The 25619-nt window shown below is 40.9% G+C and carries 17 protein-coding genes; 6 read left to right on the plus strand and 11 right to left on the minus strand.

The genetic code is table 11. The features are described from left to right. Positions 1-76: 76 nt before the first annotated feature. The 3 genes from E2H97_RS03285 (at position 77) to cydC (ending at position 6701) form a co-directional block, all read left to right on the plus strand. Positions 77-3058, plus strand: coding sequence for a hypothetical protein (locus E2H97_RS03285; protein WP_133405807.1), 2982 nt, complete (start codon positions 77-79; stop codon positions 3056-3058). Between the two features lie 224 nt (positions 3059-3282). Then, positions 3283-5034, plus strand: a complete 1752-nt coding sequence (gene cydD, locus E2H97_RS03290; protein ID WP_133405808.1) for a heme ABC transporter permease/ATP-binding protein CydD — start codon at positions 3283-3285, stop codon at positions 5032-5034. Then, complete coding sequence (gene cydC, locus E2H97_RS03295; RefSeq protein WP_133405809.1) at positions 5031-6701, plus strand: thiol reductant ABC exporter subunit CydC; 1671 nt, start codon at positions 5031-5033, stop codon at positions 6699-6701. Before cydD ends, cydC begins: the two co-directional genes overlap by 4 nt. A 19-nt stretch (positions 6702-6720) precedes the next feature. On the opposite strand, the gene E2H97_RS03300 is transcribed toward cydC, so the two are convergent. The 8 genes from E2H97_RS03300 to arcA all read right to left on the minus strand — a co-directional run bounded on the left by E2H97_RS03300 (position 6721) and on the right by arcA (position 16124). Beyond that, positions 6721-8286 carry an ankyrin repeat domain-containing protein gene (locus E2H97_RS03300; protein ID WP_133405810.1) on the minus strand — a complete coding sequence of 522 codons (1566 nt, stop codon included), beginning with the start codon at positions 8284-8286 and terminating at the stop codon, positions 6721-6723. Between the two features lie 81 nt (positions 8287-8367). Beyond that, a complete protein-coding gene (locus E2H97_RS03305; RefSeq protein ID WP_133405811.1) occupies positions 8368-8802 on the minus strand; it encodes a copper chaperone PCu(A)C in 435 nt (144 codons plus the stop codon). 156 nt (positions 8803-8958) lie between these two features. Then, the gene (locus E2H97_RS03310) at positions 8959-10959 is read right to left on the minus strand and encodes a hypothetical protein (protein ID WP_133405812.1); all 2001 of its coding nucleotides are present in this window, start codon (positions 10957-10959) and stop codon (positions 8959-8961) included. A 150-nt stretch (positions 10960-11109) separates the two neighbouring features. Beyond that, positions 11110-11541 carry a SufE family protein gene (locus tag E2H97_RS03315; protein WP_133405813.1) on the minus strand — a complete coding sequence of 144 codons (432 nt, stop codon included), beginning with the start codon at positions 11539-11541 and terminating at the stop codon, positions 11110-11112. Continuing rightward, positions 11541-12773 (minus strand): aminotransferase class V-fold PLP-dependent enzyme, encoded by a 1233-nt coding sequence (locus E2H97_RS03320; protein WP_425466806.1) that lies wholly within the window; start codon positions 12771-12773, stop codon positions 11541-11543. The genes E2H97_RS03315 and E2H97_RS03320 overlap by 1 nt, the downstream gene beginning before the upstream one ends. A gap of 144 nt (positions 12774-12917) precedes the next feature. After that, on the minus strand, positions 12918-13997 hold the full coding sequence (gene aroG / locus E2H97_RS03325; RefSeq protein WP_133405815.1) for a 3-deoxy-7-phosphoheptulonate synthase AroG: 1080 nt from the start codon (positions 13995-13997) through the stop codon (positions 12918-12920). A gap of 156 nt (positions 13998-14153) precedes the next feature. Next, on the minus strand, positions 14154-15209 hold the full coding sequence (gene aroG, locus E2H97_RS03330; RefSeq protein ID WP_133405816.1) for a 3-deoxy-7-phosphoheptulonate synthase AroG: 1056 nt from the start codon (positions 15207-15209) through the stop codon (positions 14154-14156). 198 nt (positions 15210-15407) lie between these two features. Beyond that, positions 15408-16124 (minus strand): two-component system response regulator ArcA, encoded by a 717-nt coding sequence (arcA, locus tag E2H97_RS03335; protein WP_133405817.1) that lies wholly within the window; start codon positions 16122-16124, stop codon positions 15408-15410. Positions 16125-16969: 845 nt separating this feature from the next. Here arcA and E2H97_RS03340 point away from each other — a divergent pair. Continuing rightward, positions 16970-17425 carry a DUF3293 domain-containing protein gene (locus tag E2H97_RS03340; protein WP_133405818.1) on the plus strand — a complete coding sequence of 152 codons (456 nt, stop codon included), beginning with the start codon at positions 16970-16972 and terminating at the stop codon, positions 17423-17425. Next, the gene (gene lysC / locus E2H97_RS03345) at positions 17416-18774 is read left to right on the plus strand and encodes a lysine-sensitive aspartokinase 3 (RefSeq protein ID WP_133405819.1); all 1359 of its coding nucleotides are present in this window, start codon (positions 17416-17418) and stop codon (positions 18772-18774) included. The genes E2H97_RS03340 and lysC overlap by 10 nt, the downstream gene beginning before the upstream one ends. A gap of 70 nt (positions 18775-18844) precedes the next feature. Here lysC and E2H97_RS03350 read toward each other — a convergent pair whose 3' ends face one another. Next, positions 18845-21469, minus strand: coding sequence for a TonB-dependent receptor plug domain-containing protein (locus tag E2H97_RS03350; RefSeq protein ID WP_133408560.1), 2625 nt, complete (start codon positions 21467-21469; stop codon positions 18845-18847). Positions 21470-21790: 321 nt separating this feature from the next. Here E2H97_RS03350 and E2H97_RS03355 point away from each other — a divergent pair, with 321 nt between their 5' ends. Then, positions 21791-22837: an FAD-dependent oxidoreductase gene (locus E2H97_RS03355; RefSeq protein WP_170308239.1), complete on the plus strand. Its 1047-nt coding sequence runs from the start codon at positions 21791-21793 to the stop codon at positions 22835-22837. On the opposite strand, the gene E2H97_RS03360 is transcribed toward E2H97_RS03355, so the two are convergent. Then, complete coding sequence (locus E2H97_RS03360) at positions 22818-23726, minus strand: VirK/YbjX family protein (protein ID WP_133405821.1); 909 nt, start codon at positions 23724-23726, stop codon at positions 22818-22820. The genes E2H97_RS03355 and E2H97_RS03360 overlap by 20 nt on opposite strands. A gap of 298 nt (positions 23727-24024) precedes the next feature. Further along, on the minus strand, positions 24025-25491 hold the full coding sequence (locus tag E2H97_RS03365) for a lactonase family protein (protein ID WP_133405822.1): 1467 nt from the start codon (positions 25489-25491) through the stop codon (positions 24025-24027). Between the last annotated feature and the right edge of the window lie 128 nt (positions 25492-25619).

A 25619-nucleotide genomic window follows, 5' to 3' on the forward strand; every position in this document is an offset into this window, starting at 1 on the left:
TTTCAGTTTCTAAGGATAAGTTTTGAGATGAAAACATGAACTTCTGATCTTCGCGATAACGCGATAAGGAGATGGTATGAGCACGTCACTACTTTGCTCATCGTGTCAAAGCTCAAGAGACGATTCTTCAAATCAGTTAAATGGTAATTATGCTCAATGTGGCGAAGTTGAGCGAGATTCAGCGGAGCGTTCGAGTGAAGAAACCTCACTTGTGCTAATGACTGAGCAAAACCAAGAAAGCTCAACTTATCCCTACATTTTAGCCCTTTCTCGACTTGGTAGAGATGTCTTTTATCAAGTTGCTCTTCTTACAACGATTAGCCTTGTCTGCGGTAACCCTCTGGTGCCAGCCGAAATTGTTTTCACGCTATGCATGAGTCTTTTTTTTGGTGTAACTCAAAGCGTAATGACCAACTGTATGGAGAGGGCAACAAAGAATAGAGCTCCAAGCTTAGTTTTTGAGGTTCTAAATCATTCAGCATTCATCTTTTTAACCAGTTATCGTTTAACAAATCCTAGATTAATTATTACACAAAAATTTATTAGTTTTTTCGGTGCTAAAGGCGCTGTAAAAGGGGTATTCGTTGCTCTAAAGTATAAAAAAATTGAAATTGAAAATGAAAATATTAAGTGTTTGGTTAAAGTTAGTGCCGGTGTCGCCGGTGCTGCGATTGCGGGTCATGGATTTGGGTATGCGGCAGGGTATTTAGGTCTAGATGATACTAACGTGGGAAGTGATGGTGGGGACTATGAGAGTCTTAATCAAAGAGCAGAGCCAAAAGATACAAGCTCTCAACAAGATGATGGTTCAGGATCTGGTTTTACGGCAGTTGAAAACACTCCGTCTTCAACATCCACACCTTATAATGAGCAATTTTCTTCAGCTCAATCTCCCATTACACTTGAAAGCCAATCAACCACGGTTAGCCCAACCTCGTCCGTAAACGTTCTAGCTAGTTCAGGCTCCACCTCTGGTTCAGCCTCAAGCTCTTCTTCTATGACATCAAATGTAAAGCCTCAACCGACCCCAGCTTCTGAAGTCTCAACCACATCAAAACCAGTAGTACCGACGAAACTACCTAGACAAACTGTATCTTGTCAAAAGATCAATGAAACCACTGCTGGAGAATTGGAAGTAATTGTTGTTGATGTGGGAGAACAAGATGTGGCCACCTTTTTGAGAGATAAAGCGTTTCAAGCAGAAAATGGTGGCTGTCAGCTGCCAATAACCTCAACTGCAGAAGGTTGGTGCAGCAATAATTATAATGGGGAAGCACCTGAAGAAGCCCAATATCAGGTATTTGATTTTGATTGTCATGAGGAAGTCACTTGTTTGGAAGATGGTTCCCCAGGGGTTAGGGTAAAAGAGGAGTGTTTACAGCAACCAGATAAAGCTCGTTGCATTGATGTGGATATAGATCCTGAGCAATTTTGTAAACCTCGGAAAATAGTACCATCAACTACCGTTCCTGATTCTGTGGAGCTAACCTCTTTAGAATACCTACAATCCATAAGTGTGGATCAACAAATTTCATTTACCGAACAAGTTCAGTTCACAACCTTTGCTGATACCCTTAGCTCAATGGGGGCAACGATTACCCATACACCTGAGCCTTCAGTACTCACGACGACAATGACAGCAACCGGTTGGTCATTTTGGGTTATGGTTGCTGGTATACCAACTGCGGTAGTAGTTATTACGGCAACTGGAGTTACTCTAATAGTTTGTACTGTAGTTGGTTGCTCAAAGGACAAGAAACAAACTGATGGAGAAATCGAACAAAGAGAAGAGGATATCTATGAGAATTCAAACCCACTTTGGGAAGGTCATCCACAAAGAAGTCATAAAATCTCTATAGCCAGCCAAATGCCAGGTAAATATAACCGCAAGCCATCCACTACCAGTTTTACTATTTCAAATCCTGCTGTCGTAGACGAAGATGATTATGAAGTTATAAAACCACCTGCCGCAAGCAAGCAAATTAATCCGATTCAAGTATCACAACGTCAGCTTGTGATTCAAGGAAAAAAGAAAGGTATGCAGCGTTGGAGGAGTATTCCTTCTGCAACGAGTTTGCCAAATCCCGGAGCGCTTGATGAGCATTACAGTCACGTTGATGAAACCTTTTTTAGTACTCAAGAACAGGATGAAGAACAATTGCCTGCAACCTCGACTGTTTATTCAAATATTGGTGCTGAAACTGAACAGGAACAAATAGAGGTTACAGTACAAAATGGAACGTCCCAAGATTTAACTTGTGTGGCTTATAAGAACAGACCACTTGAATATGAAGAAGCTTTACCATCTTCTCAGCAAGGAAAAACTTCATCAATTACTATGAGAGACAAAAAAAGTCAGTCTTCAAGTAGGCCATTGCCAATTACTGATACAAGTTATGAAGATGAAAAGAAAGCGATGGCTAAACGCTATCACGAAACAAGGAAAGGGTATTTTAGGCAAAGCAATTCAAGTAGAGAGCTTTCTTCCGAAGCAACAGCCAGTTCTGTAGCTGATAGATTGTTACCTTTACCTGAAGCAAGCGCTGGCACAGAAATTGAGCATCTTCAAGAGAATAGTTCAGAGCAGGCGCTTGGGGAGAATCCATTATATGGATCTCAAGCAAAAAGTCCTGGGGAAAACCCGCTATATGCAACAGGTAGTTTAAATACCGATTTGTCAGATAATGCGGCAGATGTTCAGTTTCAAAACGGGGGGGATGAGCAAAGCACTGAAGTAGTGAATGATGCGCATGCTATGACACATAATATCACTTATGGCACCAGTGTTGAGACAAATATTTCGATGTTAGAACAACTACAAAACACAGAGTTAGGGCCTGATTCTATTTCAACATCAAATTCTAGCACAGACGTAGAATCAGAGTCGGAAAGTCACGATGAAGAACAGGCAAGTACAGAGGCTACAGATGGCCATATTTATCAAAAGTTACAGCGTGGAACAGGACAAAATGTTCAAAAACAAACGCTCACAGATGAGCAAATACAACAAATGATTAATGATGGCACTTATGAAGTTGCGTATAAGCTAAGGCATTAAAGGGGGCTTTTAATTGAACCGAAGCTAGTGTTCGTTTTCGTTGTCCAATTAACCCAACGCCTTGGTACGATCTCGATGTGATTTCGGCTAGATAAGCTCATCATTTATTAAGTTTTTTCATCCTCATCTCAGTATTGTCTATGGAGTTTTCTCCATAGACTTTTTTTTGCTCATTTGTTTGATATAGTTGCTACAGTATTGTTATTTTCTTTACATTTGTTTCTATGGCTCAAGATACCGAAAAACACATTTTGTCTTGGCTAAAAACTCAAGCCAAACTGTCCTCACTCCCTCTATCCATTACTGTGATTTTAGGTGTATTTCAAGGGTGCGTTTTGATTGCTCAGGCTTATGTGGTTGCCACCGTGCTTGAACAAGTCATTATTAAACAGACTACAAACGGAGTGAATAATGCTCTGTTGTGGCTAATCAGTTTAACTCTGCTTAGAGCCGCTATTGGATACGCAAAAGAAGTCTACAGTTTTCAGATTGGCCAGCAGGTGCGGCAGAGACTGCGTCACGGTTTATTAGAAAAATTACATACATTGGGACCGATTTACACACAGACTAAACCAGCGGGTGAGTGGAGTAGTGTACTGGTGGAACAAGTGGAGCAAGTACAAGAATTCTACAGTCGATATTTACCGCAAATGGCAATGGTAGTGTGTATTCCCTTGATGTTGTTGGTGGTAACCTTCCCGCAAAGCTGGATAGCGGGGTTGATTTTATTGCTTACAGCACCTTTGATCCCATTGTTTATGATCTTGGTTGGAATGGGGGCAGCCATAGCAAGTAAACAACATACGTTATCTCTTCAACGATTAAGCGCTTATTTTGCAGACAGAATAGCGGGTTTAGCGACGTTAAAATTGTTCTTTCGGTATCAATCAGAACTGTCGGTGATCAAAAAAGTGTCTGAAGATTATCGAAGCCGTACCATGTCTGTTCTTAAACTGGCATTTTTAAGCTCGGCGGTGCTGGAGTTTTTTGCTGCAGTGTCGATTGCACTGTTGGCAGTCTACCTTGGTTTTAGTTTTTTAGAATATCTGGATATTGGTTTTTATGGCGTAAAGGTATCGTTATTTGGTGCCCTGTTTATTTTGTTATTAGCCCCTGAGTTTTATCAACCATTACGAGAGTTAGGGGCCTATTATCATGCTAAATCACAAGCAGTCGCAGCCAGTGAGGCGATAGTAGAAGTGCTTGAGAAGCAAGAAACTGATCCGCAACTGATGAGCGAGTTTCCTACAGATCAAGCATTAAGTATTGTTGCGCAAGATTGGATCATTAACGATTATGCCGGTAGGACTATCCTTGGGCCTTTAAATTTCCAGTGGAAGCAAGGGACAAAAATCGCTGTTGTCGGTAAAAGTGGTAGTGGTAAGACAGTATTACTCAATGCATTGCTAGGCTTTTATCCTTATCAAGGTAGCTTGAAAGTGAATGGGGTTGAATTATCACAATTGAAATCGACTTTATGGTATCAGCAATTGACATGGTTACCGCAACAACCTCGCTTGCCATTCGGGACATTAAGAGAGAATTTTCTTTTACTGAACCCCAATATTTCAGACGCTAAAATGTGGCAACAATTAGCTAAAGTGGGGTTGGTTACGGCCATTAAGCAGCACCCTTTACAATTAGATCTCACTGTTGCAGAAAAAAATACGGGTTTATCGGTAGGGCAAGGGCAAAGATTGGCAATGGCTTTACTACTGAATAACTCTGAACAACTCGTGATTGCTGATGAACCTACGGCGTCATTGGATACTGATAGTCAAGCAAACATTTGGTCTATGTTACTTGATAAAGCCCACGAGCGAGGCTGTTTTATCAGCACTCATCATTACGAACAGCTCAAAAATATGGATGAGATCTGGGTGATGAAACAAGGTCAAATAGTTGAGCAGGGGAGTTTAAGCTTTTTAAGTAAAACTGATTCTGAGCTTGTGAAACTTGGGGCTGAGCTTATATGAAACTAATGAGCGAGCGGAAAAGCTTCCAAGCATTAAAGCCTTACCTAAAATTATGGTGCCAACATTGGCAAGGAATGGGGCTAGGGATGTTACTTGGCGCACTGACGTTAATGGCAAGTATTGGCTTGTTAATTGTCTCAGGTTGGTTTTTAACGGCTACTGCTATTGCTGGTTTTAGCGCCATTACCATTAAAAATTTCAACTTTTATACTCCCGCCGCATCAGTGCGCTTTTTAGCGATTGCCCGAACGGCGGGTCGCTATTTTGAGCGCATTGTTACTCATCAAGTGACCTTGAACATTTTAACCAAGATCAGAGTTCAAATTTGGCAGCGATTACAGGGCATAGCAACTTATCAGTTGCAAACGCTTCGGAAGGGGGATGTACTCAACAGGTTGTTAACTGACATTGATACCTTAGATCAACTGTATCTAAGAGGGCTCACTCCCATCGCCCATTACCTCATATTAAGTGTGATTGGAATTTTTGCTCTTGCTTGGTGGTCTTGGTCACTGGCATTGATATTGATGTTGGGGCTGCTAGTAATCGGCGTTGGTCTGCCAAAGCTTGGTTATCATTTATTTCGCTCAATACAACTCCAAGAACAACAGGCTGTTGTGTCTTATCGAGAGCAAGTGTTCGATATGCTCTCAACTCAAACTGAACTTACCGTAGCGTTAGCGTGGCAACGAAGATACCAACAACTTACTGACTTTGAAACTGCACTGTACCAAGCACAAATACGAATTGTGCACCGACAAGGTTTACTCCAAGCTCTTATGATCGTTATTCATGGTATTGCAGTTATTTTGGCAATCACAGGGCTGGCTAATTTTGTAATTACTGAACGAATGTCAGGTCCAATCTATGCGGCAGTGGTGATTGGCACTATGGCATTAATGGAATGGCTGATGCCGTTAATGCAATCGGGTGGGCATATTGCGGCAAGTGTATTGGCTGCAAAGCGGATAAACGATTTAAGTGATGAAAGTCGAACCTTATCTTATTCTGACTCTACAGAAATGGTAAAAAATGGTGAGATTGAATTTCGAAGTGTAAGGTTTGGTTATCTTAACGGCAGAAATGTTCTTGATGACTTTAGTTTACAGCTCGAATCAAAAGGCAAGTACTTGATAAAAGGTGAGTCAGGCCGAGGAAAATCCACGCTTTTCGCCTTAATAGCCAGAATTTATGATGTTGATTCAGGGCAAGTTTTATTGGATGGTCGTGATGTTCGAGAGTATTCAGAAAAGAGCCTATGCCAATCCATTACTTATATAGAGCAACAAGCGCAAATTTTCTCTGCTAGTTTAAGGGACAATTTAACCTTAGCTTTAGCGGACGGTGAACAGGTCAAAGATGAATGCCTGCATCAAGTGCTTGAGCAAGTCGGGCTTAGTTATTTAACGGCTGATAATGGTTTGTCGTTATGGGTAGGCGAGGGCGGTCGAGCGCTATCCGGTGGTGAAAAGCAAAGACTTAGTTTGGCTAGAGCCTTATTAAGAGATAGTCCGATAGTTTTACTTGATGAACCGACCGAGAGTTTAGACCCTCAAACCCAGCAGCAAATTTTGGCTTTAATCGATCAGATATTTATTGATAAAACTGTGTTGCTGGTGACTCATAGAACCTTGGAGTTACCTCACTATAGGACGCTTCCTTTATAAGGGCAAAGTTACAAAAAGCTTAAGTTCTTGTATAGGTGGCTTTGCTCATTTCTTCAGGCCGTTTTCCAATATTATTTTTTATTTTTGTGTTGGCTTTCAACTTGGTTAACTCCTGCACTATAGCATACCGTTGATGCAAGTAAGCAAGATGAAGCGGAGTGTCACCACGAATATCTTGTTGTTTAAGTTTCAATGTTAAATATTTTTTCTGTTCTTTCGTCGCCGCTAAGTCTGCAACAAAGGCAATCGCTTCATTGCTATTTTTTAAAACTAATATATGAAAGATGTTTTCTTTTGTTCTTGCATTGGGTGTGAATATTGCATCAAAACCATTATAAGAAACCAGTAATTCAGTAACGGGTTGATGCTGATGTATGATAGCAAGATCAATTGGGCGTAACCCTTGTGGATTTCTAACATTCCAGTCAATTGGAGCTGCAACCGCTGCAATTTCGGTGACCGCTAACCACTCAAAATCAAGGTCAGAGGTGTTAACTGCTTGGGCTTTAGTCGGGTCAGTGAAAGCACTTGTTGGTACAGAGTCTTTATCAAAGTTAAACAGACTCATATCGTCACGCTGAACCAGCACGTCTGGCTCCATACTTCTTAAAAATTTCATCGCTGTAAGCGATTCTTTTTCAACAAGTTTATGCAATAAAAGCTCTTCTTGGCTATTACAAGCCGAAACTAAGCTTTTTAGTGTACTCACACATTGTTTTTGAGTCTCAGTACTACGAGCTAACATATCTTTCCAAAAACTGCGAGATGAAGGAGTAGGAGGTAATAAAGGATCTCTATATCCCTTTTCTTTAATGTAATCGGCGATAAGTTCTAGTACGGTATCACTGCCATTTCGTATTGCTTTATCTAGTAACTCACAAAGAAATAGCTGGTCACTTAAAGCTTCATTGCGTTTGTAAACATTATATAAAGTCTCTTGGGTAACCTCTCGATGTTCTTCCGCTACTTGAATGAGAAGTCGTTTATAGCCTGTGTGTGGTGAGGGTGAACGACGTTGCTCATCTGATTGCTCAATAGTGTTTCGTATTTGCTTGGTTATTTGGCTTAAGTCTACAGTCTCAAAGCGATATAGACGAATGTTAAAAATTTGCTTGAGAATTTGTTTTTTTTCTTCAATAGTGAGTGATGGTATATGTTGTTCAAAAAAGTCTATGAGTGACTTTAAATGAGGACATAAGTCTGTTTCGATGGCTTCCTGTACAGGTCGATGATAACTGTTTGGGCTGGTCATTTTGGCAACTTCAATTAAGTATTCCAAGTTATTACGAGCAGTTTCATAGAGATCGGGGGTAAACTCCCGTAACATTTCACGTGTTACTTTCGGTGTTTCATCCTGTGCTTTTTCTGCTAGTTGACACTGTTCTTCTTTAGCTTGTTCAAGTTGTTTTTTTTCTTCTTCAGACTTCTTTATTTTTTCTAATGCTTGTTGCATAGGAGTTGGTAGAAGCTCAAAAAGCTGCTCACAATATTGTAATGCCTGCTGGCGTTCTTGCAGCCGCGTTGCTTCTGCAAGCTCTGTTGCTAAATTCGGAGCTGATGATGTTGGGGGAGTTGCACTAGCCATAATGTAAACCTTTAAAAAAAGCTATGTTATAAGGATAGTTTGTCAACAGCTAATGCATTGTTTACATTGAGTTAATTATAGTTAACTAATGTCCTTTATTACTTGTGCAATGATGTTTTGGGTATCTCCGTTACTGAAGGTTAACTTTAGAGAGATCGATTGACCGAGTTTAGGGACACCTGAGGTGAAGTCCATTAGCATACCGTGAAACCCACCCGGCGCTAGTTGAGTACTGCCTTTAGCGGATATCAATATTTGCTTAACGGGAAGCATTTTCATCATGCCATCCTTCATTGTTATTTTATGTAGCTCTACTTTGCCAGCATTGGTGGAGATGGCTTTTAAGGCTAATGGCTTGTTGTTGTGATTTTCCATGGTTAAGTAGATTGGAACAACCTTAGACGAGGCTGGCATGGCTCTTATCCACGCTTGCTTAACAACAATACCACTTGCAAAAGCGACTTGGCTTAAAAAAAATGAAGTTACTAGAAATATAAGGCTAACGGTTCTTCTCATGTGATAATTCCTTTGGATTGAAAATATGTACTCAATCCTATCAAAAGCACATTGAACCTCAGCTTATTGAGTTAGTTATAGTTTTATGGAATCCTCATCTGAAGAGCAGCACAACACTTTATGGGGTGAGGGGTAGAAGTGTTGTGCTATCTCGAATTACTGCTCATTCGTTGCTTCAACTGTTGGCTGTGGCGCAGTTGTAGGAGGCTTAGCTTTAATCGTACTCATGACGAGGGAGGCTTCATCACCTTCTTGTTCCTCTTCACTATCATCATATTCATTTTCAAGTGCTGTTGTTCTTACAAATGGTTCTACAGGCATTCTTGGTTCAGGGTTTTGTGTTCTTTCTCCATCCGCCGGAGTTAATGTCTTCTCTAGATCCTCTGGAGGTAATACTTCCTTAAATGCCTCCATTTCTTCAAGTTCATGCATTACTTGCTCACTGGTCATTGAAGTAGTGAACTGAGGATCAAAAACTTGTAAAGAGCCAAGTACATTGGGGGAAGCCGATGCTCCTTGTTGATTAACAGTGCTTTGCTGGGGAGTCGGGGTATTTGGTCGTATTGGTTGTTGCTTCGCTGTATCAGCCATAGCTGGTGTAAGAGAAAGTAAATGAGCTTGAAGTGAATTGTCTACTGACTGGGGAAAACCAGCCTGTTGCACTCTTCCTGTAAATGTAAGCCCCGGCAGTAAACTGTCAACAACTTCTGGAGAGACAATACGTTGGCCTTGCTCATTGATGTAGATAATCTCACTGGCATTCGATTTTTGAAATTGCTGTTCAGCAGTTTCGACTTTACGTTTAATGGTTACATGATTGTCACTGTTCCCAATTGTGACTACGATTGGTTTATCTAAGGTCGCAGGAGCACTAGAGTCTTCTTCATGCATTAATTTTTCGAACTCCTCTTCCAATTCAGCTGCTTCTGTTTGGGACACTGTATAAAACACAGGCTGGGAAATTTGTTGAGGTTGCGCTGATGAGGTAGCTGTTTGAGGTGAAGCAGGCGCACTCTCTCTATTTTTATTTTTTAGAGCTTGGAGTCTACGTTCTAACTCATCTTCGGATATTTCTGTAGGTTTATCGCTAGGAACAAAAGCGGGTAACCCGGTAGCAGCTTTGGTAGCTACATGCTGAGTTGGCTTTGGTCTGGCGGCCATCATTCCATTTCCTGAAGTATCACCTTGTGCCATAGCTGGCTGCTTTTTCGTTTTAGTCGCTGGTAATTTACTGGGAACAGACTCTAGCTCGCTTAACTGGTGAAGTTCTTGTTGTTCTTTAAGCTGCTGCTCGAAAGAAGAATTTTGTTGAGCTAACCATTTTGTGGTGCCTGCTATAGTGATTTTGGGCTCAGCTCCCACGATTTTGTTAAAGATGAAGTTTACTCTATCAGTTCGGACTGCATCTGTATCAAGAACAGGAAATTCATAGTCGAGTAATTCTTTGAGTAAGGTACGCTGAAGCTGAGTAAAGTGTCGAGTATCAAAGAGTTTGCAGGTTTGTGTCACCATACTGCTGTACCCTGATCTGATCCCTTTTTGTGCTGCTAAGGTTTTAAGGAGTACAGCCCTACATTGTTCACAAATTCCTTGTTTTTGATGTTGTAAACTGTTTGATAGTGTTAATTGCGCCATTAAAAGATCAAGTAACAAAATATACGCGTCGTTATCTTTGTTTGGGATCATAGCGGCAGACAATACAGCACCTGTGAATATATTTCTTGTATGTGGTTTAAGCGCTTTACTCGCTGCAATTAGAGCCACTAATTTTTGATAGTGAATTTTTGGAGGTCTATGAACCTCAGGACTGAGGGTATCTTCAATAAAATCCATAATGGTTTTTTGAATGTCAGCTAAGTCTTTAGAAAAATTAGTAGCCTGAGTGGCTTGCGTACTGCTTGACATTTTTCTTTGTCTTGGTAGGGAATCAACAGTAACTCTTTGCTGTGTTCTAGAGGCATCATCTGGTTTATGCATTGAATTTACTGCGGCAGGAGTTGGGCATCGGCTTGTAGACCAGTGGACTCCATTAGTAGTCAACCCCGCAGGATAAAGTGGCCGTGCGGATCCTGTATCCACCAAAAGAGCATTCAGCTCCCTATGAGTTGCCTGTGGTGAGCCTGAAGAAGAACTTGTTGGTGAAGGTGATGATGCCATAACGGTCTCGACTGAATTTAACTTCAATTGAGACCGAAATTAACATACTTCAAAAAATGAAGTTTTGAATTAGTATTATGATTTAATTAATGTTTGTTCACAGCTTGTTTCTTATTTGCTGCATTATTAACACACCATTGGGAACGTCCCTTAGACAAACTGCAATTTCATTTGTTGTGCGATACGTTGTAAGCCATTGGTTCTTGAAGGACTGAGTTGTTGACTAAGCCCCATAGTGTCAAAGGTATCTTCGATTGTTAGTTGAGGTAAATCACCTTCAGCCTTACCATGAAAATAGGCCAATAGAATAGCGATTAAGCCTTTGACAATTCGAGTCTCCGAATCAGCTAAAAAGTAATGTTTACCATCAATATGTTGATGATATAACCAAGCGGCACTTTCACAGCCATCAACTTGGGCTGTCTCTACACGATACTCCTCATCTAAGCTTGGTATCTTTTTACCGAGTAACATCAGGTGGCGGTACTTTTCTTGCCAATTTTTTGTATTAGTAAACAGCTTCATCAATTCATCAAAGTCAGGCGCTTGGTAGTGAAATTGTTCAGAATTTGGGGGATTCATTAATCAAGAAGTTCCTGTACTGCTTTCAAGGACGTGATGAAATTATCAACATCGGTTTTGGTTGAGTAAATGCCTATTGAAACACGACAACACCCTTTAAGATTTAAATGTTGCATTAATGGCATGGCGCAATGATGACCACAGCGAATGGCAATATTTTGCTGATCTAATAAAATGCCAATATCTTGGTGGTGTTCGCCATTTACATTGAAGGCAACGACTGCCATGTTTGACGAATGAGCGCCATATATTTTAATACCATTAAGTTGCTGTAATTGGGATTGTAAATATTGTAATAGTGCTCGTTCTTCTTCCTGTTGTTCAGGAGTAAGATGTTGTTGTAAAAATTGGATGGCTTTCCCAAGTCCAAGTACTTCGGCAATAGGGGGCGTTCCCGCCTCTAGGCGGTTAGGAAGTTCACCAAACGTCGTTTCTTCAAAACTGACGGTTTTTATCATTTCGCCGCCAGTCAATAAAGGTTGCAGCTTTTCAAGTTGTGAAAGCTTGCCGTACAGAACACCAACTCCCGTAGGTCCATACATTTTGTGGCCTGAAAACACATAAAAATCACAATCGAATTCGGCAACGTTTACTGGCCGGTGAGCAATAGCCTGAGCGCCGTCGATTAAGGTGATTGCACTAGCCTGTTTGGCTAGTTGAATGATCGTTTCAACAGGATTTTCGGTGCCTAAAGCATTGGTGATATGAGGGACTGCGACGACTTTAGGCCGCAACTTTAATTGCTGTCGATAGGCATCAAGATCAAATTGATGATCAGCCGTTAAACCTATTGCTTTTACCTCTGCGCCTGTTCGTTTAGCTAATTGTTGCCAAGGTACAATATTGGCGTGATGGGAAGCGGTATCGACCAGAATCACGTCACCTTTAGTCAATTGAGCTTCTAGTCCCCACGCCACCATATTGATCGCTTCGGTAGTGCCGTGAGTAAAGATGATTTCTTGGCGATGTTTAGCCTGAATAAAGCTTTGAACTTGATCTCGAACCTGTTCGTAATTTTGGGTTGCTTGTGCTGATAATCGGTAAGCTCCACGGTGAACATTAGCATTTTCATCTTGATAATAGGTTTGCATCCGCTCGATGACAGAGCTCGGCTTTTGGCTGGTGGCTGCGGTATCTAGATAACATAGAGCTTGCCCTTCGCTCGATTGAGCCAAGGTTGGAAACAAAGGACGAATAGCCTCGGCTAATGGAGTAGAGCAAGATTGAGTCATAACTTTCATCGTTGAACAAGCAAACCGAGATCTTCAAAGATTTTTGAATGGAATGCAAGGGGGGAATGAATACAGAGTTGTTAAGTTGAAATAAAGGAAAAAGCACAAATGAATCAACTTGATCATTTGTGCCATCGTGCTCTATTAGCTATTTGAGCGTCTTACTTGGATATCTTCAGCCAGTTTTCTTAGTACTATTTCAGTATCTTGCCATCCAATACAAGCATCGGTGATGCTTTGACCGTAAGTTAATGGTTGATCTGCCTTAAAGTCTTGTCGCCCTTCAATAAGGTGGCTTTCTATCATGACACCAAAAATGCCATGATTTCCATTGCGAATTTGTTCGCCAACGTCATTAGCCACATCAATTTGGCGCTTGAATTGTTTTGAGCTATTGGCATGACTAAAGTCGATCATCACTTTTTCTCGAGCTCCTGATGCTGCAAGAGCTGATAAAACTTGGTCGACGTCCTGTTTACTGTAGTTTGGCTGTTTTCCACCGCGTAAAATGACATGGCAGTATTCATTGCCTTTGGTCGATACAATGGCCGAATGACCAAACTTAGTCACCCCCATAAAATGGTGAGGGTGACTGGCTGAGCCAATGGCATCTGTGGCAATTTTAATATTACCGTCGGTACCGTTTTTAAAGCCAATTGGACAAGATAGTCCTGATGATAGCTCACGATGTACTTGTGATTCAGTGGTTCTTGCACCAATTGCGCCCCAGCTGATCAAGTCAGCAATATACTGAGGGCTGATCATATCTAAAAATTCAGTTGCCGTTGGCATGCCCATATGTGTCAGATCGAGCAATAACTTACGTCCAATTCGAAGGCCGTCATTTAAACAAAAGCTACCGTCCATATAGGGATCGTTAATCAATCCTTTCCACCCAATGGTTGTTCGTGGCTTTTCAAAGTACACCCGCATAACAATTTCAAGCTGATCTTTGAGCTCTTCTCGTAGTACATTGAGGTTCTTTGCGTATTCAAGTGCGGCTTTAGGATCATGGATGGAACAGGGGCCAACAACGACAAGTAGGCGGTCATCTTTACCATCAAGAATGTGTTCTATTTTCTCTCGTGTCGAACATACGGTTGTTCGGGCTTGCTCTGTAACTGAGTATTTCTCGTGTACAGCGATAGGAGGAAGCAGTTCCTCAACCTTATGGATGCGAATATCATCTGTTTGGGGAAGTTTATGGGCTTTTTGTTTTTCCATCTTGAGACTGACTCTGGTACAGCTATAAATTACGAATAAGATTATCTGTTTTATTTATTGAGTCAATTCGATAATTCGATGGTATTTGGGGTGAGCCGATTCGTTTTATGAAGAGATGAGAAATGGGCCATCGAATGAATGATAGCCCTTGGGGAGTTAAGCTTTGTCTTTTCTGGCTTTTACATCACCTGCCAGTTGGCGTAGTAGGATTTCTGTATCTTCCCAGCCTATACAACCATCAGTAATACTTTGACCATAAACAAGAGCTTGATTAGGTTTTAGATCTTGACGTCCTTCAACTAAATGACTTTCAATCATCACACCAAAAATTCCAGTATTACCATTACGGATTTGTTCCCCAACATCTTTGGCAACCTCAATCTGGCGTTTAAACTGTTTTGAGCTATTAGCGTGGCTAAAGTCAATCATCACTTTTTCACGTACGCCAGCACCTGAAAGCGCTGAAAGTACCTGATCCACATCTTGCTTGCTGTAGTTAGGTTGTTTACCGCCTCGAAGGATCACATGGCAATATTCATTTCCCTGAGTTTCAACAATGGCTGAATGACCGTATTTGGTTACGGAGAGAAAATGGTGAGATTGGCTCGCAGAACCAATTGCATCAGTCGCAATTTTGATATTGCCATCAGTACCATTTTTAAAACCAACTGGGCAAGATAGGCCAGAAGAAAGCTCACGATGCACTTGAGATTCGGTAGTGCGAGCGCCAATGGCCCCCCAACTGATCAGATCGGCTAAGTATTGCGGGGTGATCATATCCAAAAACTCTACAGCCGTTGGAACACCCATATTAGTAAGATCAAGTAATAGCTTACGTCCCATTCTTAACCCGTCATTTAAACGGAAGCTTTCGTCTAAGTAAGGATCATTGATAAGTCCTTTCCAGCCTACTGTCGTTCTGGGTTTTTCAAAGTAAACACGCATGACGATCTCTAGATCGCCCGCTAGTTCATCTCTAAGTATTTTGAGTTTTTCTGCATATTCCAAAGCCGCCTTAGGATCATGAATGGAGCAAGGTCCAACGATAACTAACAGTCGATCATCTTTATTGTCTAAGATGTTTTCAATGGCTTTTCTTGAGTTATATACAGTAGAGCAGGCCCTATCTGTGGCTCTGTGTCTTTCTAGTACTGCGACTGGTGGCAGTAACTCTTTGACTTGTTTGATCCGAATGTCATCGGTTTTGAACATTTTCCTTTCCTATTCTTTAAATACGCATTTAATTAAAACCAGATGTCACGCTCGGACATATTGGGGAATCTGTTAAATTATCGTTTTACAGAGTATTGTCAATCACTAAATGGACAAAAATAGTGAATTTATATGCATTTTATGCAGAAAAAAACCAGAGCTGTGACTCTGGTTTTAAAAGGAAATAGAAAATGTAAATTATTCGCTTAAATCAGCGCAAAAACGGTAACCTTCACCATGGATAGTTGCAATGATTTCCGGCGTATCAGGTGTACTTTCAAAATGCTTACGGATTCTACGAATCGTAACGTCTACGGTACGGTCATGTGGCTTAAGCTCACGACCAGTCATTTTGAGCAGCAAGTCAGCACGAGTTAAAATTCTGCCTGGGTTTTCAACAAAGTGAAGCATTGCTCTGAATTCGCTTCGAGGTAGCTTATATGAGTCACCTTGTGGGCTAACGAGTGAACGGCTGTTGATTTCCAGCGTCCAACCATTGAAGCGATATGCATCAACACTGCTCTTTTCTTCTGCTTCAGAGCCAACATTACTTACACGGGTAAGTAAGTTACGAGCTCGAATGGTAAGTTCACGTGGGTTGAATGGCTTAGTGATGTAGTCATCTGCACCGATTTCTAATCCTAGGATTTTATCAACTTCATTATCGCGGCCAGTAAGGAAAATCAGACCAATATTGTTGATTTCACGTAGCTCACGAGCCAGCAATAAACCATTTTTACCGGGCAGGTTGATGTCCATAACAACAAGGTTTACCTTATTGTCCTGCATTGCCTTATGCATTTCGGCGCCATCATTGGCTTCGCTTACTTCATACCCCTCAGCCTCAAAGATACTTCTTAAGGTGTTACGGGTAACAGCTTCATCTTCAACGATTAGAATGTGCGGATTTTGCATATTAATTACCTAAGTTTTATCAAATCTGTGCCAATATCAATCAGCATTGAAGTTTGATTTAACACTTCAATGCCTACTGTTAGAGGGTGTTCTACTAAATATATTCAGCCGTCTCGGTTGAACCACAAGTCCCTGAAGCGTCTTTACTGGGCAAATGTAAAAGCCATATTAAAGAGTCGCAAAGCATGTTTTTGATTCATTTCGTTAATGCATCAAAACGCGAACTGTACTGACTTCGATTAAAACAGCGGGTCTAAGTTCCTTGGCCGGAATGTTTATTTGAAGTTTCGATGTTAAAACAAATTAGATCAGTTATGTACAGGCGGTGTTAACCTGCTTAATCCTTTTGTCTAAATGTATCGAACTGTTTCCTACACAACGATATATGACAAAGCTAACGCTAACATTGTACTCGCAATCGGCATTTGTTAACAAATAAAATGTTAATAAATGGGAAGGGACACTTCTATATGCTGCAAATGTACTCATTTGTCATTGTTTTTTAACGATTTGTTTCTATATTTGTTTGGGCTTTTTTAGGCATTTATGAACGATAATTAATCTATTTTATTTCGGTTGCATTTGCTAAACTGTCGAGGATTTAAATTTTGCTAGGGGTGAACAAGGTTTAGATCAGGGTTGTGTTGTTCTTAAAGCGTAAAGTGCGAACATTATTTATTGGTTCTATTAATTTATAGAAAGGTGAAACTCATAGACTACAAGAGGGGTAGCTAGAGTTTGATTACATAAATGATGGTGTTTCGCTAAAAAGACGTTAAGAATGGTTCTACCTAAATGGAGTGGCTAAATGGACTGTTAATTTTAAGGACATAAGAGTTTACAAAATGAACCAGTCAATTGAAGAGTTGTTGAGAAACTATCAGTGTACACAGTTTCTATTAACTCAGCGCATTGCTAAACATTTGTCATTTGCCATTATAACGGCTTGTAATCCAAGAGGTGAGTTGCTTTCACAAAGTCAAAACCGTCATCTTGACAAGTTGTTACTTAATGAAATAGAACAGTTACACTGCCCTTACCGTGCTATCATGGGGGCGGCGAGTGATATGTCCCACTTTGAAAAAAGCTGGGCTGTTTTTATTGATAAATCACAAGCCGTTCGTCTAGGTGAACGATATGTGCAAAATGCAATTTTTTATGTGGAACAAGGGGAGCTTAGGTTGATCCCTATTTTGCTGAAAGCTGATGAAGTCAGCCTTGGTAACTTTCAGAATAGGATCAATTTAATCAATGACTTCCCTCCAGATGTAAGCAATGGAGAAAAGGTAAAATGCCCTTAGTGGTTGCAAAGTTTGGTGGAACTTCGGTTGCCAATTTTTCAGCAATGCAAAACTGCGCCAAAATTGTTGTAAATAATCCTGATATTCGAGTAGTAGTCGTAAGTGCGGCCAGCGGGGTAACAAACCGTTTAGTTGAACTGACTCAGCCGAGAGTAACAGACGAAGATAGAAGCCGTATTCGAAAAGAAATAATTGATATCCACAATGAGATCCTCTCTCATATTGATGCTCCAACTTCAGTCGTTGAAACTCTCGAAGCTAATCATCAGCGTATTGAGTTTTTAAGTGAAGCCCTAGTGTTAGATCGCAGTAAAATCATCATTGATGAGCTGCTTTCTCTTGGTGAGCAGTGCTCGTCGTTATTGTTTACTGAAGTGATGAAGCTTCATACACAACAAGCGGCGTTGTTTGATGTTAGAGATGTACTGGTTACCGATAGCCAATTTGGTAAAGCCAAACCAGATATTGAAGCTATCTCAGCTAAGGTTTCCTCGTTAATGGCACCAAAAGTTAGCGACCATGTATTTGTGACTCAAGGTTTTATTGGACGTGATTCTGAAGGAAGAACGACGACATTAGGTCGTGGCGGCAGTGATTTTTCTGCTGCGTTGTTAGCAGAAGCATTGGATTCGCACAGCCTTGAAATTTGGACTGACGTTGCGGGGATTTATACCACTGATCCACGTCTTGTAAAAACAGCTCGTCCGATAGCAGAAATCAGCTTTGATGAAGCGGCTGAGATGGCAACCTTTGGTGCAAAGGTACTTCACCCAGCTACGATTTTACCTGCCGTTCGACAAGATATTCAGGTGTTTGTTGGTTCAAGTAAAATGCCTGAAGCTGGTGGCACTTGGATCCGTAAAAATGCTAAGTCTCGCCCTTTATATAGAGCCGTAGCCATGCGCCGAGAGCAGACTTTGTTGAATTTATTCAGCTTAAACATGTTGCATGCTCAAGGCTTTTTAGCTGAAATTTTTGCCACTTTGGCTAAGCATAAAATCAGTGTTGATTTGATCACAACATCTGAGGTGAATGTATCATTAACCTTGGATAAGTTAGGATCTGAATCGGATGAAAAAGAGCTGTTATCTTCTGCATTGATGGATGACTTAGCGAAAAACTGTACGGTGGAAGTTGAAAAAGACTTAGCCTTGATTGCGGTTATTGGTAACGGTATTCCTAATCATGCTGGTGTTATGCGTAATGTATTTGAAGCATTGACTGATTTTAATGTCAGAATGACCAGCCAAGGTGCGAGTAAACATAATCTTTGTATCTTGGTTGATAAGACTGATGCGGATGATGTGGTTAAAGTGCTGCATCAAAAGTTGTTTGATAATGTAGCCTAATTTCTCCGCTCAAATAAATAAAAATGCCCTGAAAATTCAGGGCATTTTTGTATCCATTGCTTCAAAGTGTTTAGAACTTATAAGTACCTTTTACGTACCAATAGCCACCGTTAAATCCAAAAGGAGAGGTTTCAAAGTACTTAGCACCTAATGCTGATGTCGTTGTCTCTTCAGCCTCTTTATCCAATAGATTTTGTGCACCTACAGCCAGAGCAAAAGCATCGGTGAAGTTGTAATTTGCCTCAACATCAAGCGTAATCGCTGACGAAGCATCTTTTGAAAGTCCTAATGAATTGGCATGTACCGCGAAGTATTCACCAAAGTAGTTAGCTCTTGTAAATACACTTAGATCTTCCCAAGACTGAGACCAAGTAAAGGTCGCTCTATGCTTAGGTAATCCTTCCTCTAAACGTTTAACCTTAAAATCACCTGTAATGCTAGTGAATTTATCAACCTTCGTTTCATTCCAGTTATAGGCTAATGCAAAGGTAGTGTCACCCCCCATTAGGTTTGTTGAGTAGTTAGCAACTAAGTCGATACCTTGAGTTGTGGTATCAAAGTCATTACTAAAGAAACTAACATTGGTCAAACCTTCTACATTTGGAACGCCAGCATTCTTTAGTTTTACTTTTTGCTCATCGGTTAGCTTCTTAAAGTCAGATTGACTAATACGATCGTCCACTTGGATGTTGTAATAATCAACAGTCACAAACAAGTTGTGATTATTGTAGACAAGTCCGGCCGTGTAACTGAATGACTCTTCAGGGCTTAGCGGTTTTGCATTAAGTTCGACAGCGATTGGGTTTGTTGGTGGTAGCAGTGCGGAGTCAGATAATACACCGTTGGTCAAACGAGTTTGAACATTGGTAAAGTTTTGCTGACCAACTGTTGGTGCTCTAAAGCCGGTGTTCACAGAGCCACGTAGAGCAAACTGTTCACTTAACTGATAGTGACCCGCAATCTTATAGTTTGTGGTCGAGCCAAAGGTGCTGTAGTTCTCATAACGCAAGGCTACATCAAGTAAGAAGTCTGATGTAACAGGTAGGCTCAATTGAGTATAAATGGCTGAGTTTCTACTTGAAAACTCACCAGCGGCAGCAGGCTTATACCCAGGGAAACCATTTGAGCCAATGCTAAAGCCTTGGTCAAATAAAGGTCCGACTTTGAATGAGGCTTCATCGCCAGCAATCACTTTATACTCTTCTTTATGCCACTCATAACCGAAAGCAATACTCACATCATCGTTCAGTCCCCAATCTGAGTATTTAACGAAGTCAGCATTAAAGGTCCACTCGCTGTTGATCGCTTCACCTGGAGAAAAGTCTCTTGGACTATCTGGGCCTAATGAAGCATTAACCGTGTTGTAAATAAAGTATTTAGAACCGTTTTGACCGAATGAGCCACTAAAGTCATAAGTGATACCTTGAAGCCAATCTATTTGGAATTCACCTTTGGTTCCTGCTGTCAGAGAGGTGTCAGTGATATTACCACCAAAGTTTGGTGTAAAACCGCCAGGAATGGTTAGGTTGAATGCAAAACACTTAGCTGCTTCTAATTGGCCTAGGGCGGTAGGATCTGGGATGCCATCAGCATTAAGTTGAACTAATGGACAATCCAGTTGTTTATCTCGACCTTCTAATGAGCCAACCAAAATTGTTGCAGGTGCTTTATCCCATAGCTCTTGCAGTGCTTTTTGGTCGTCACCTGGGCGATACATTTTTTGCCCATTTACTTCACGAACAATACCACCGTACACACCACCACGATTTGTAGGGTTACGGAAGTAGAATCCACCTTTCACATCACGCTCAGAATGGTTACCAAATAAGTAAGCTTCTGAATGCTCATCAAGCTCTAGACCTAAGTTAGCAAAAATGGTTAGGTCGTCTTTAATTTTTGGCGAACCCCAGATTTGTGCAGGGTTGTTAACTGGCAAACCAGCTTTTTTTAGTGCCGCAGCATCAGGACGCTGAACACTACGACTGGTCGCATCGGCATTTTTGTATTGGAAGCTTAGATTAACAAAACCTTGCTCTGTTAACGGCATACCAATATTGCCCGAAATTTGGGTGCTGGTGCCGTCACCTTCGTAGTACTCACCATGCTTAACTTCAAGCGAGCCGCCATCAGCCGAGTCTTTTAATTGGAAGTTCACTACGCCAGCTATGGCATCAGAGCCGTATTGCGCCGCAGCACCATCACGAAGTACTTCTACTTGCTTTAATGCAATGCTTGGAATAACTGAAATATCAGGGCCTTGTGCACCATCGTTAATGCCACCACCTAACAAGGTAATAACAGAAGAACGGTGGCGACGTTTGCCGTTGAGCAGGATCAGAGTACTGTCAGCAGAAAGACCGCGAAGGTTCATAGGTCTAACTAGCGTTGCTGCATCACTAATCGGGTTTGCATGAACATTCAAAGAAGGTACTGTGCCTTTTAACAGTTCAAGCATATCGGTATTACCGGCTTTTTGCAGTTCATCACCGCCAATAATATCGACTGGGACTGGCGAGTCTCCAGAAGAACGAGGTGCAAAGCGACTACCTACCACGGCAATCTTTTCAATGCTTTCCTGTCCAGCCGCTTTAACTTCTTCAGCGGTGGCAATGTTTGTGTAAGTCAGCCCAGATAGTGCTAAGCCGACGGCCACGCCCAGTGAGCTACGGGTAAATGTACGGTTTTGTTTTCTCATCATTCCAGCCTTGTGCATCGTTGTCTAAATGTTATGTCAAAACACAACAGTGATTATTGTTATTAGTGTTTGTATGCAATAGGGGCTTCTACAGGTGCATCAATCTTTTCTTCCCCAGAAAAGTACGGCTGATGATTGCCTGAAAACTAGAAACGAATCCTTTCGCTTAGGGCGAACCCTGAGAACTCTATTAAACATAATTATTTAATTTGTGTAAATAAATTGTTAACAATAATCTGGCTTAATTTATGATTTTTTGTGCACGTATGTCAGTGAAAGCTTTGATTAAGCTACTCTTAAGTAAAATCTTAGGAAAAATAGGTGATTGGAGTAAGTATGCGTTGCTACTCATGGTGTGTTGTTGGTGCTGGACCTGCGGGTATTGCAGTGGTAGGTAACTTAATTGATGCAGGTATCCCCGCTTCTGACATTGTATGGGTAGATCCAAAGTTTGCAGTGGGTGATATCGGAGATAAGTGGTTTCGTGTTCAAGGTAATTCAAAGGTAAAAGGCTTTATGGCCTTTTTTAATGCCTGTAAGAGCTATCGATTTGATAAAGCCCCACTGTTCAAAATCCATAGTATTAACCCTGAACGAAGTTGTCGTTTATGTCATCTATTACCACCTTTAGAGTGGATTACTGAGCAGCTTATTTCCCAAGTGAGTGTTTTAAGAACAACAGTCAGGCACCTTTCTCGTGAGAATAGTCGATGGAAAATAAGTTGTGGAGAAAATGAGATTCAGGCCTGTAAGGTAGTATTAGCAACTGGAGCTGAACCCAAAACCTTACCATTATCGATTCCGACCATTCCCCTTGCTGATGTACTGAACGATAAGTTGATCCGCAACCAAGAGTTACATGATGACACCATTGCTGTATTTGGTTCTTCCCATTCAGCTATGGTCGCGTTAGAAAACTTGATGAAAACTCGGGTGAAAAAAGTGATCAACTTTTATCGAAATCCAACTAAGTACGCTGTGTACATGGATGATTATGTATTGTTCGATAACACAGGATTAAAAGAACATGCCGCATTATGGGCGAAAACGAACATAGATGGAAAACTTCCAAAGCGTGTAGAGAGAGTGCATTGCGATGATAGCGCTTGGGATGAAAAAGTGAAGCAATGCACTAAAGCCGTATATTGTATTGGGTTTGCACCACGGACGGATATTAAAATTATCGATATCCCATATCCTGTTAATTATAACCCTTATAACGGTATTATTGCTCAAGGGTTATTCGGGACGGGCGTAGGATTTCCTAACCTTGTTACTGATCCTTTTGGTTATCAAGAATGGAATGTTGGGGTAGGTAAATTCATGAATTATATCCAGCAAGTATTGCCTATTTGGTTAAAGTACTAAGCTCAATTTCCATTTGCTCTAACCACTGATAGCGCTTTTTATACATGCTGCGTTTACTGGTTGAAAGATCATCTAGGCATTTTCTTTTGGGGCTGGTGGGAATTTGATATAAGTGCTTATTGAGTAAAGTGCCTTCGTATTCTTGCCAAAACTGATCATAGTTAAAACGACAACTCTGTTTTTTTGACCCCGTATAGCGCATTGCTTGGTAGATATGTCCTTTATTTGATACGCCTGTAACTTGCTCTACTCCCCAATGTCTTGCAAGCATAAGTAACACTTCTAAAATGAGTGCTTTCGGTCTAAGTCCAAAACAGGTTCGAGTAAGCTCAACAATCACTTTTGAGCGATTTTCAACACTATCATTGGCTCCTTGTACATTTCCAATGTGCAAACAAGGCTTATCATTTCCATAGATGGTAAAAGACAATGAATAGATGGTCTGATTTAGAGTATTGGTTAATATTAGCCCCATACTGCCTTCTCGTTCTTCTCCTTGATAAAGTTTAACGGAGTAGTTTTGTTCTTTTCGGTCTTGAACATCAAATAATACTAATCCTTGCTCGGAATATACTTGATGAAGCTTATTACCCAGCTTGTTGTGAACAAAACTAAAATGATCCTCTAAATATGTCAGACGTTGCTGTTTAGACCAAGTTAAGCAGCCGTATGGTTTTAAGGGTTTTTCTATATACAAAGGGTGGGAATCAATTAACCAAAGTAGGTTAAGTTGCTCTAAATGATTAAGGTAGGCGTTAATTGTGCCACGGTAGAGGTAACACCATGCTAAAAGGCGTAAGCGCTTTAAAGGCTTTCTTTGGTAGTAATTTGCTTTTGATAGATGAGTGATTCTATTTGAGAGATCATCTTCAAAATAAAGCAACGCCATAGCTTACCCGCCTATACAACTGAATTTAAGCGGATAGTATCAATGGCTATAACACGACAGCTAATGAATTATTTTTCATGTGAAGTAAAAAAGAGCTTATCTCGACAGTGTGAAGGATAAGCTCAAGAGGGCTATATTATACCATTCGTATCAATTAACTATGTCTTAGATTTAGCCTTAGCTTTGTAACTACATCGTTGCAACTCCTCACCATAGCTATGGCTATGATTCGTCATCGCGCCTTGCATTTCCTTTGCTAAGACTCTTCTAAAAACACAGTTAATTAATGTGAATGGTATTATTTCTTAATATCAAACCCAACTAAGCCCAAGAAGTTGTGAACACCAGTATTTTTCTGGCTTTTCTCGGTTTGCTCAAACGTATATTGATTCACATATTTTAAACCTTCAGGAGTAACATCAAATCGATTCATAGTGAATGACTGGAATGCACCAATAACGTATAGATATTTATTATCAGGGGTGACATACATATCCTTGGTATCCCCCGGAGGAGCCATATTTGGTGCGACAGTAGAGCGAAGGGCAAAGGCTTGTTTTTTATCTACTGTACCGTCAGTTTTCAAGGTAAACGGAGTGATTGAGTTCGCGCCAAAACTTGAAACATAGAGTTTCTTGTTATCAGGGCTTAATACTGTCCAGCAAGCTTCATCTTGGCCCAAAGGTCCTGTTTTAAAGTTTTGGGTTTTGGTTACTGTCGTGTCCCCAACAGTAAGTTCTGTTAGCCCATAGTCAGGTAGGGTTGTTGATAAATTGAAGTTACTGGCATGAATAACCGTATTACTGTTTGGTGCCCAGTTAATGCCAATTGTTCCTGCGATTCCGTCTTTCTCAAAGAATCTAGGTTTTGTTTTCTGGGCATCCGGAATTGCACCCGTTGTTGTATTGAAGTCATACACATAAACTCGGCTTGCTCTTTGCTCACCCGCTGGTAGCTCTGGAGCTTTCGTTGCAAAATGCGCCACCCCCCATGTGGAGACGGCAAGTTTACTTCCATCCGCAGAAAATACCACATCAGTTGGGCCACCGTTTTGTCTTGGATAGGTGGCGAGTGGAGCTCCTCCTGCTTGAGTTAAAGCGCCATTACTGGAGTCAAAGCTAAACAAAGTGATGTTGCGTTGAGGATCTGACATTGGGTCGTCGGCCGATAAATCCTTGTTACTGTTTCCGTCTTTGAAGAATGCATCACTAGGATAGCGTTCAATGGCAGGTTCACCGGTTCCGCCTTTTTGAATATTAGGATTATTCCATTGATTTCCCACAACCACCCAATATTGGTCATCGCTATTCGCTTTTTTGGTATAGGTAATACTGACAGGACGAGTACCACCTGAGTCAACATTGGCCATTTGAGTGATATCACCTGTCGCTCTATCAAGCTTGAACACTGTAATATCATTACTTCCCGCATTTACGGTAAGCAGGTAATTACCAATGATTTGGATGGCTCCTTGAGAATCGAAGTCTCCGTGAGCATCTCCACCAACAAGAGGGTTTGCACCACCTAGCCCTGTCGTAACTGTGGCGACTTCATTACCAACTGAGCCATCAGCATAGCGAGATAGGCGCAATACCATATTGTCACCCACGCCATTGGTGGTGGTGTACATAAAGCCCATTAAATCTGGTTTGTTGTTATTGTTGCTGTGATGGTTACTGGAACCACAAGCCGCTAAGAAGACCAACGGAATGGAAACGGTTAATGCTTTTATTCCATTAAAAACACATTTTTTTGAAAATACCATAGTGTTTTTACCTCATAAGAATACAGAAAATTAGATTGGTATTGACCTCATTATGGTTTTTGGAGTGAAAACTTAAGTACATTCTTTCACTTTAACACACGCGGTTTTGTGAGCTGGATCATATGGTG

It is taken from the genome of Parashewanella tropica, from assembly GCF_004358445.1.
In the GTDB taxonomy this organism is placed as follows: Bacteria; Pseudomonadota; Gammaproteobacteria; order Enterobacterales; family Shewanellaceae; genus Parashewanella; species Parashewanella tropica.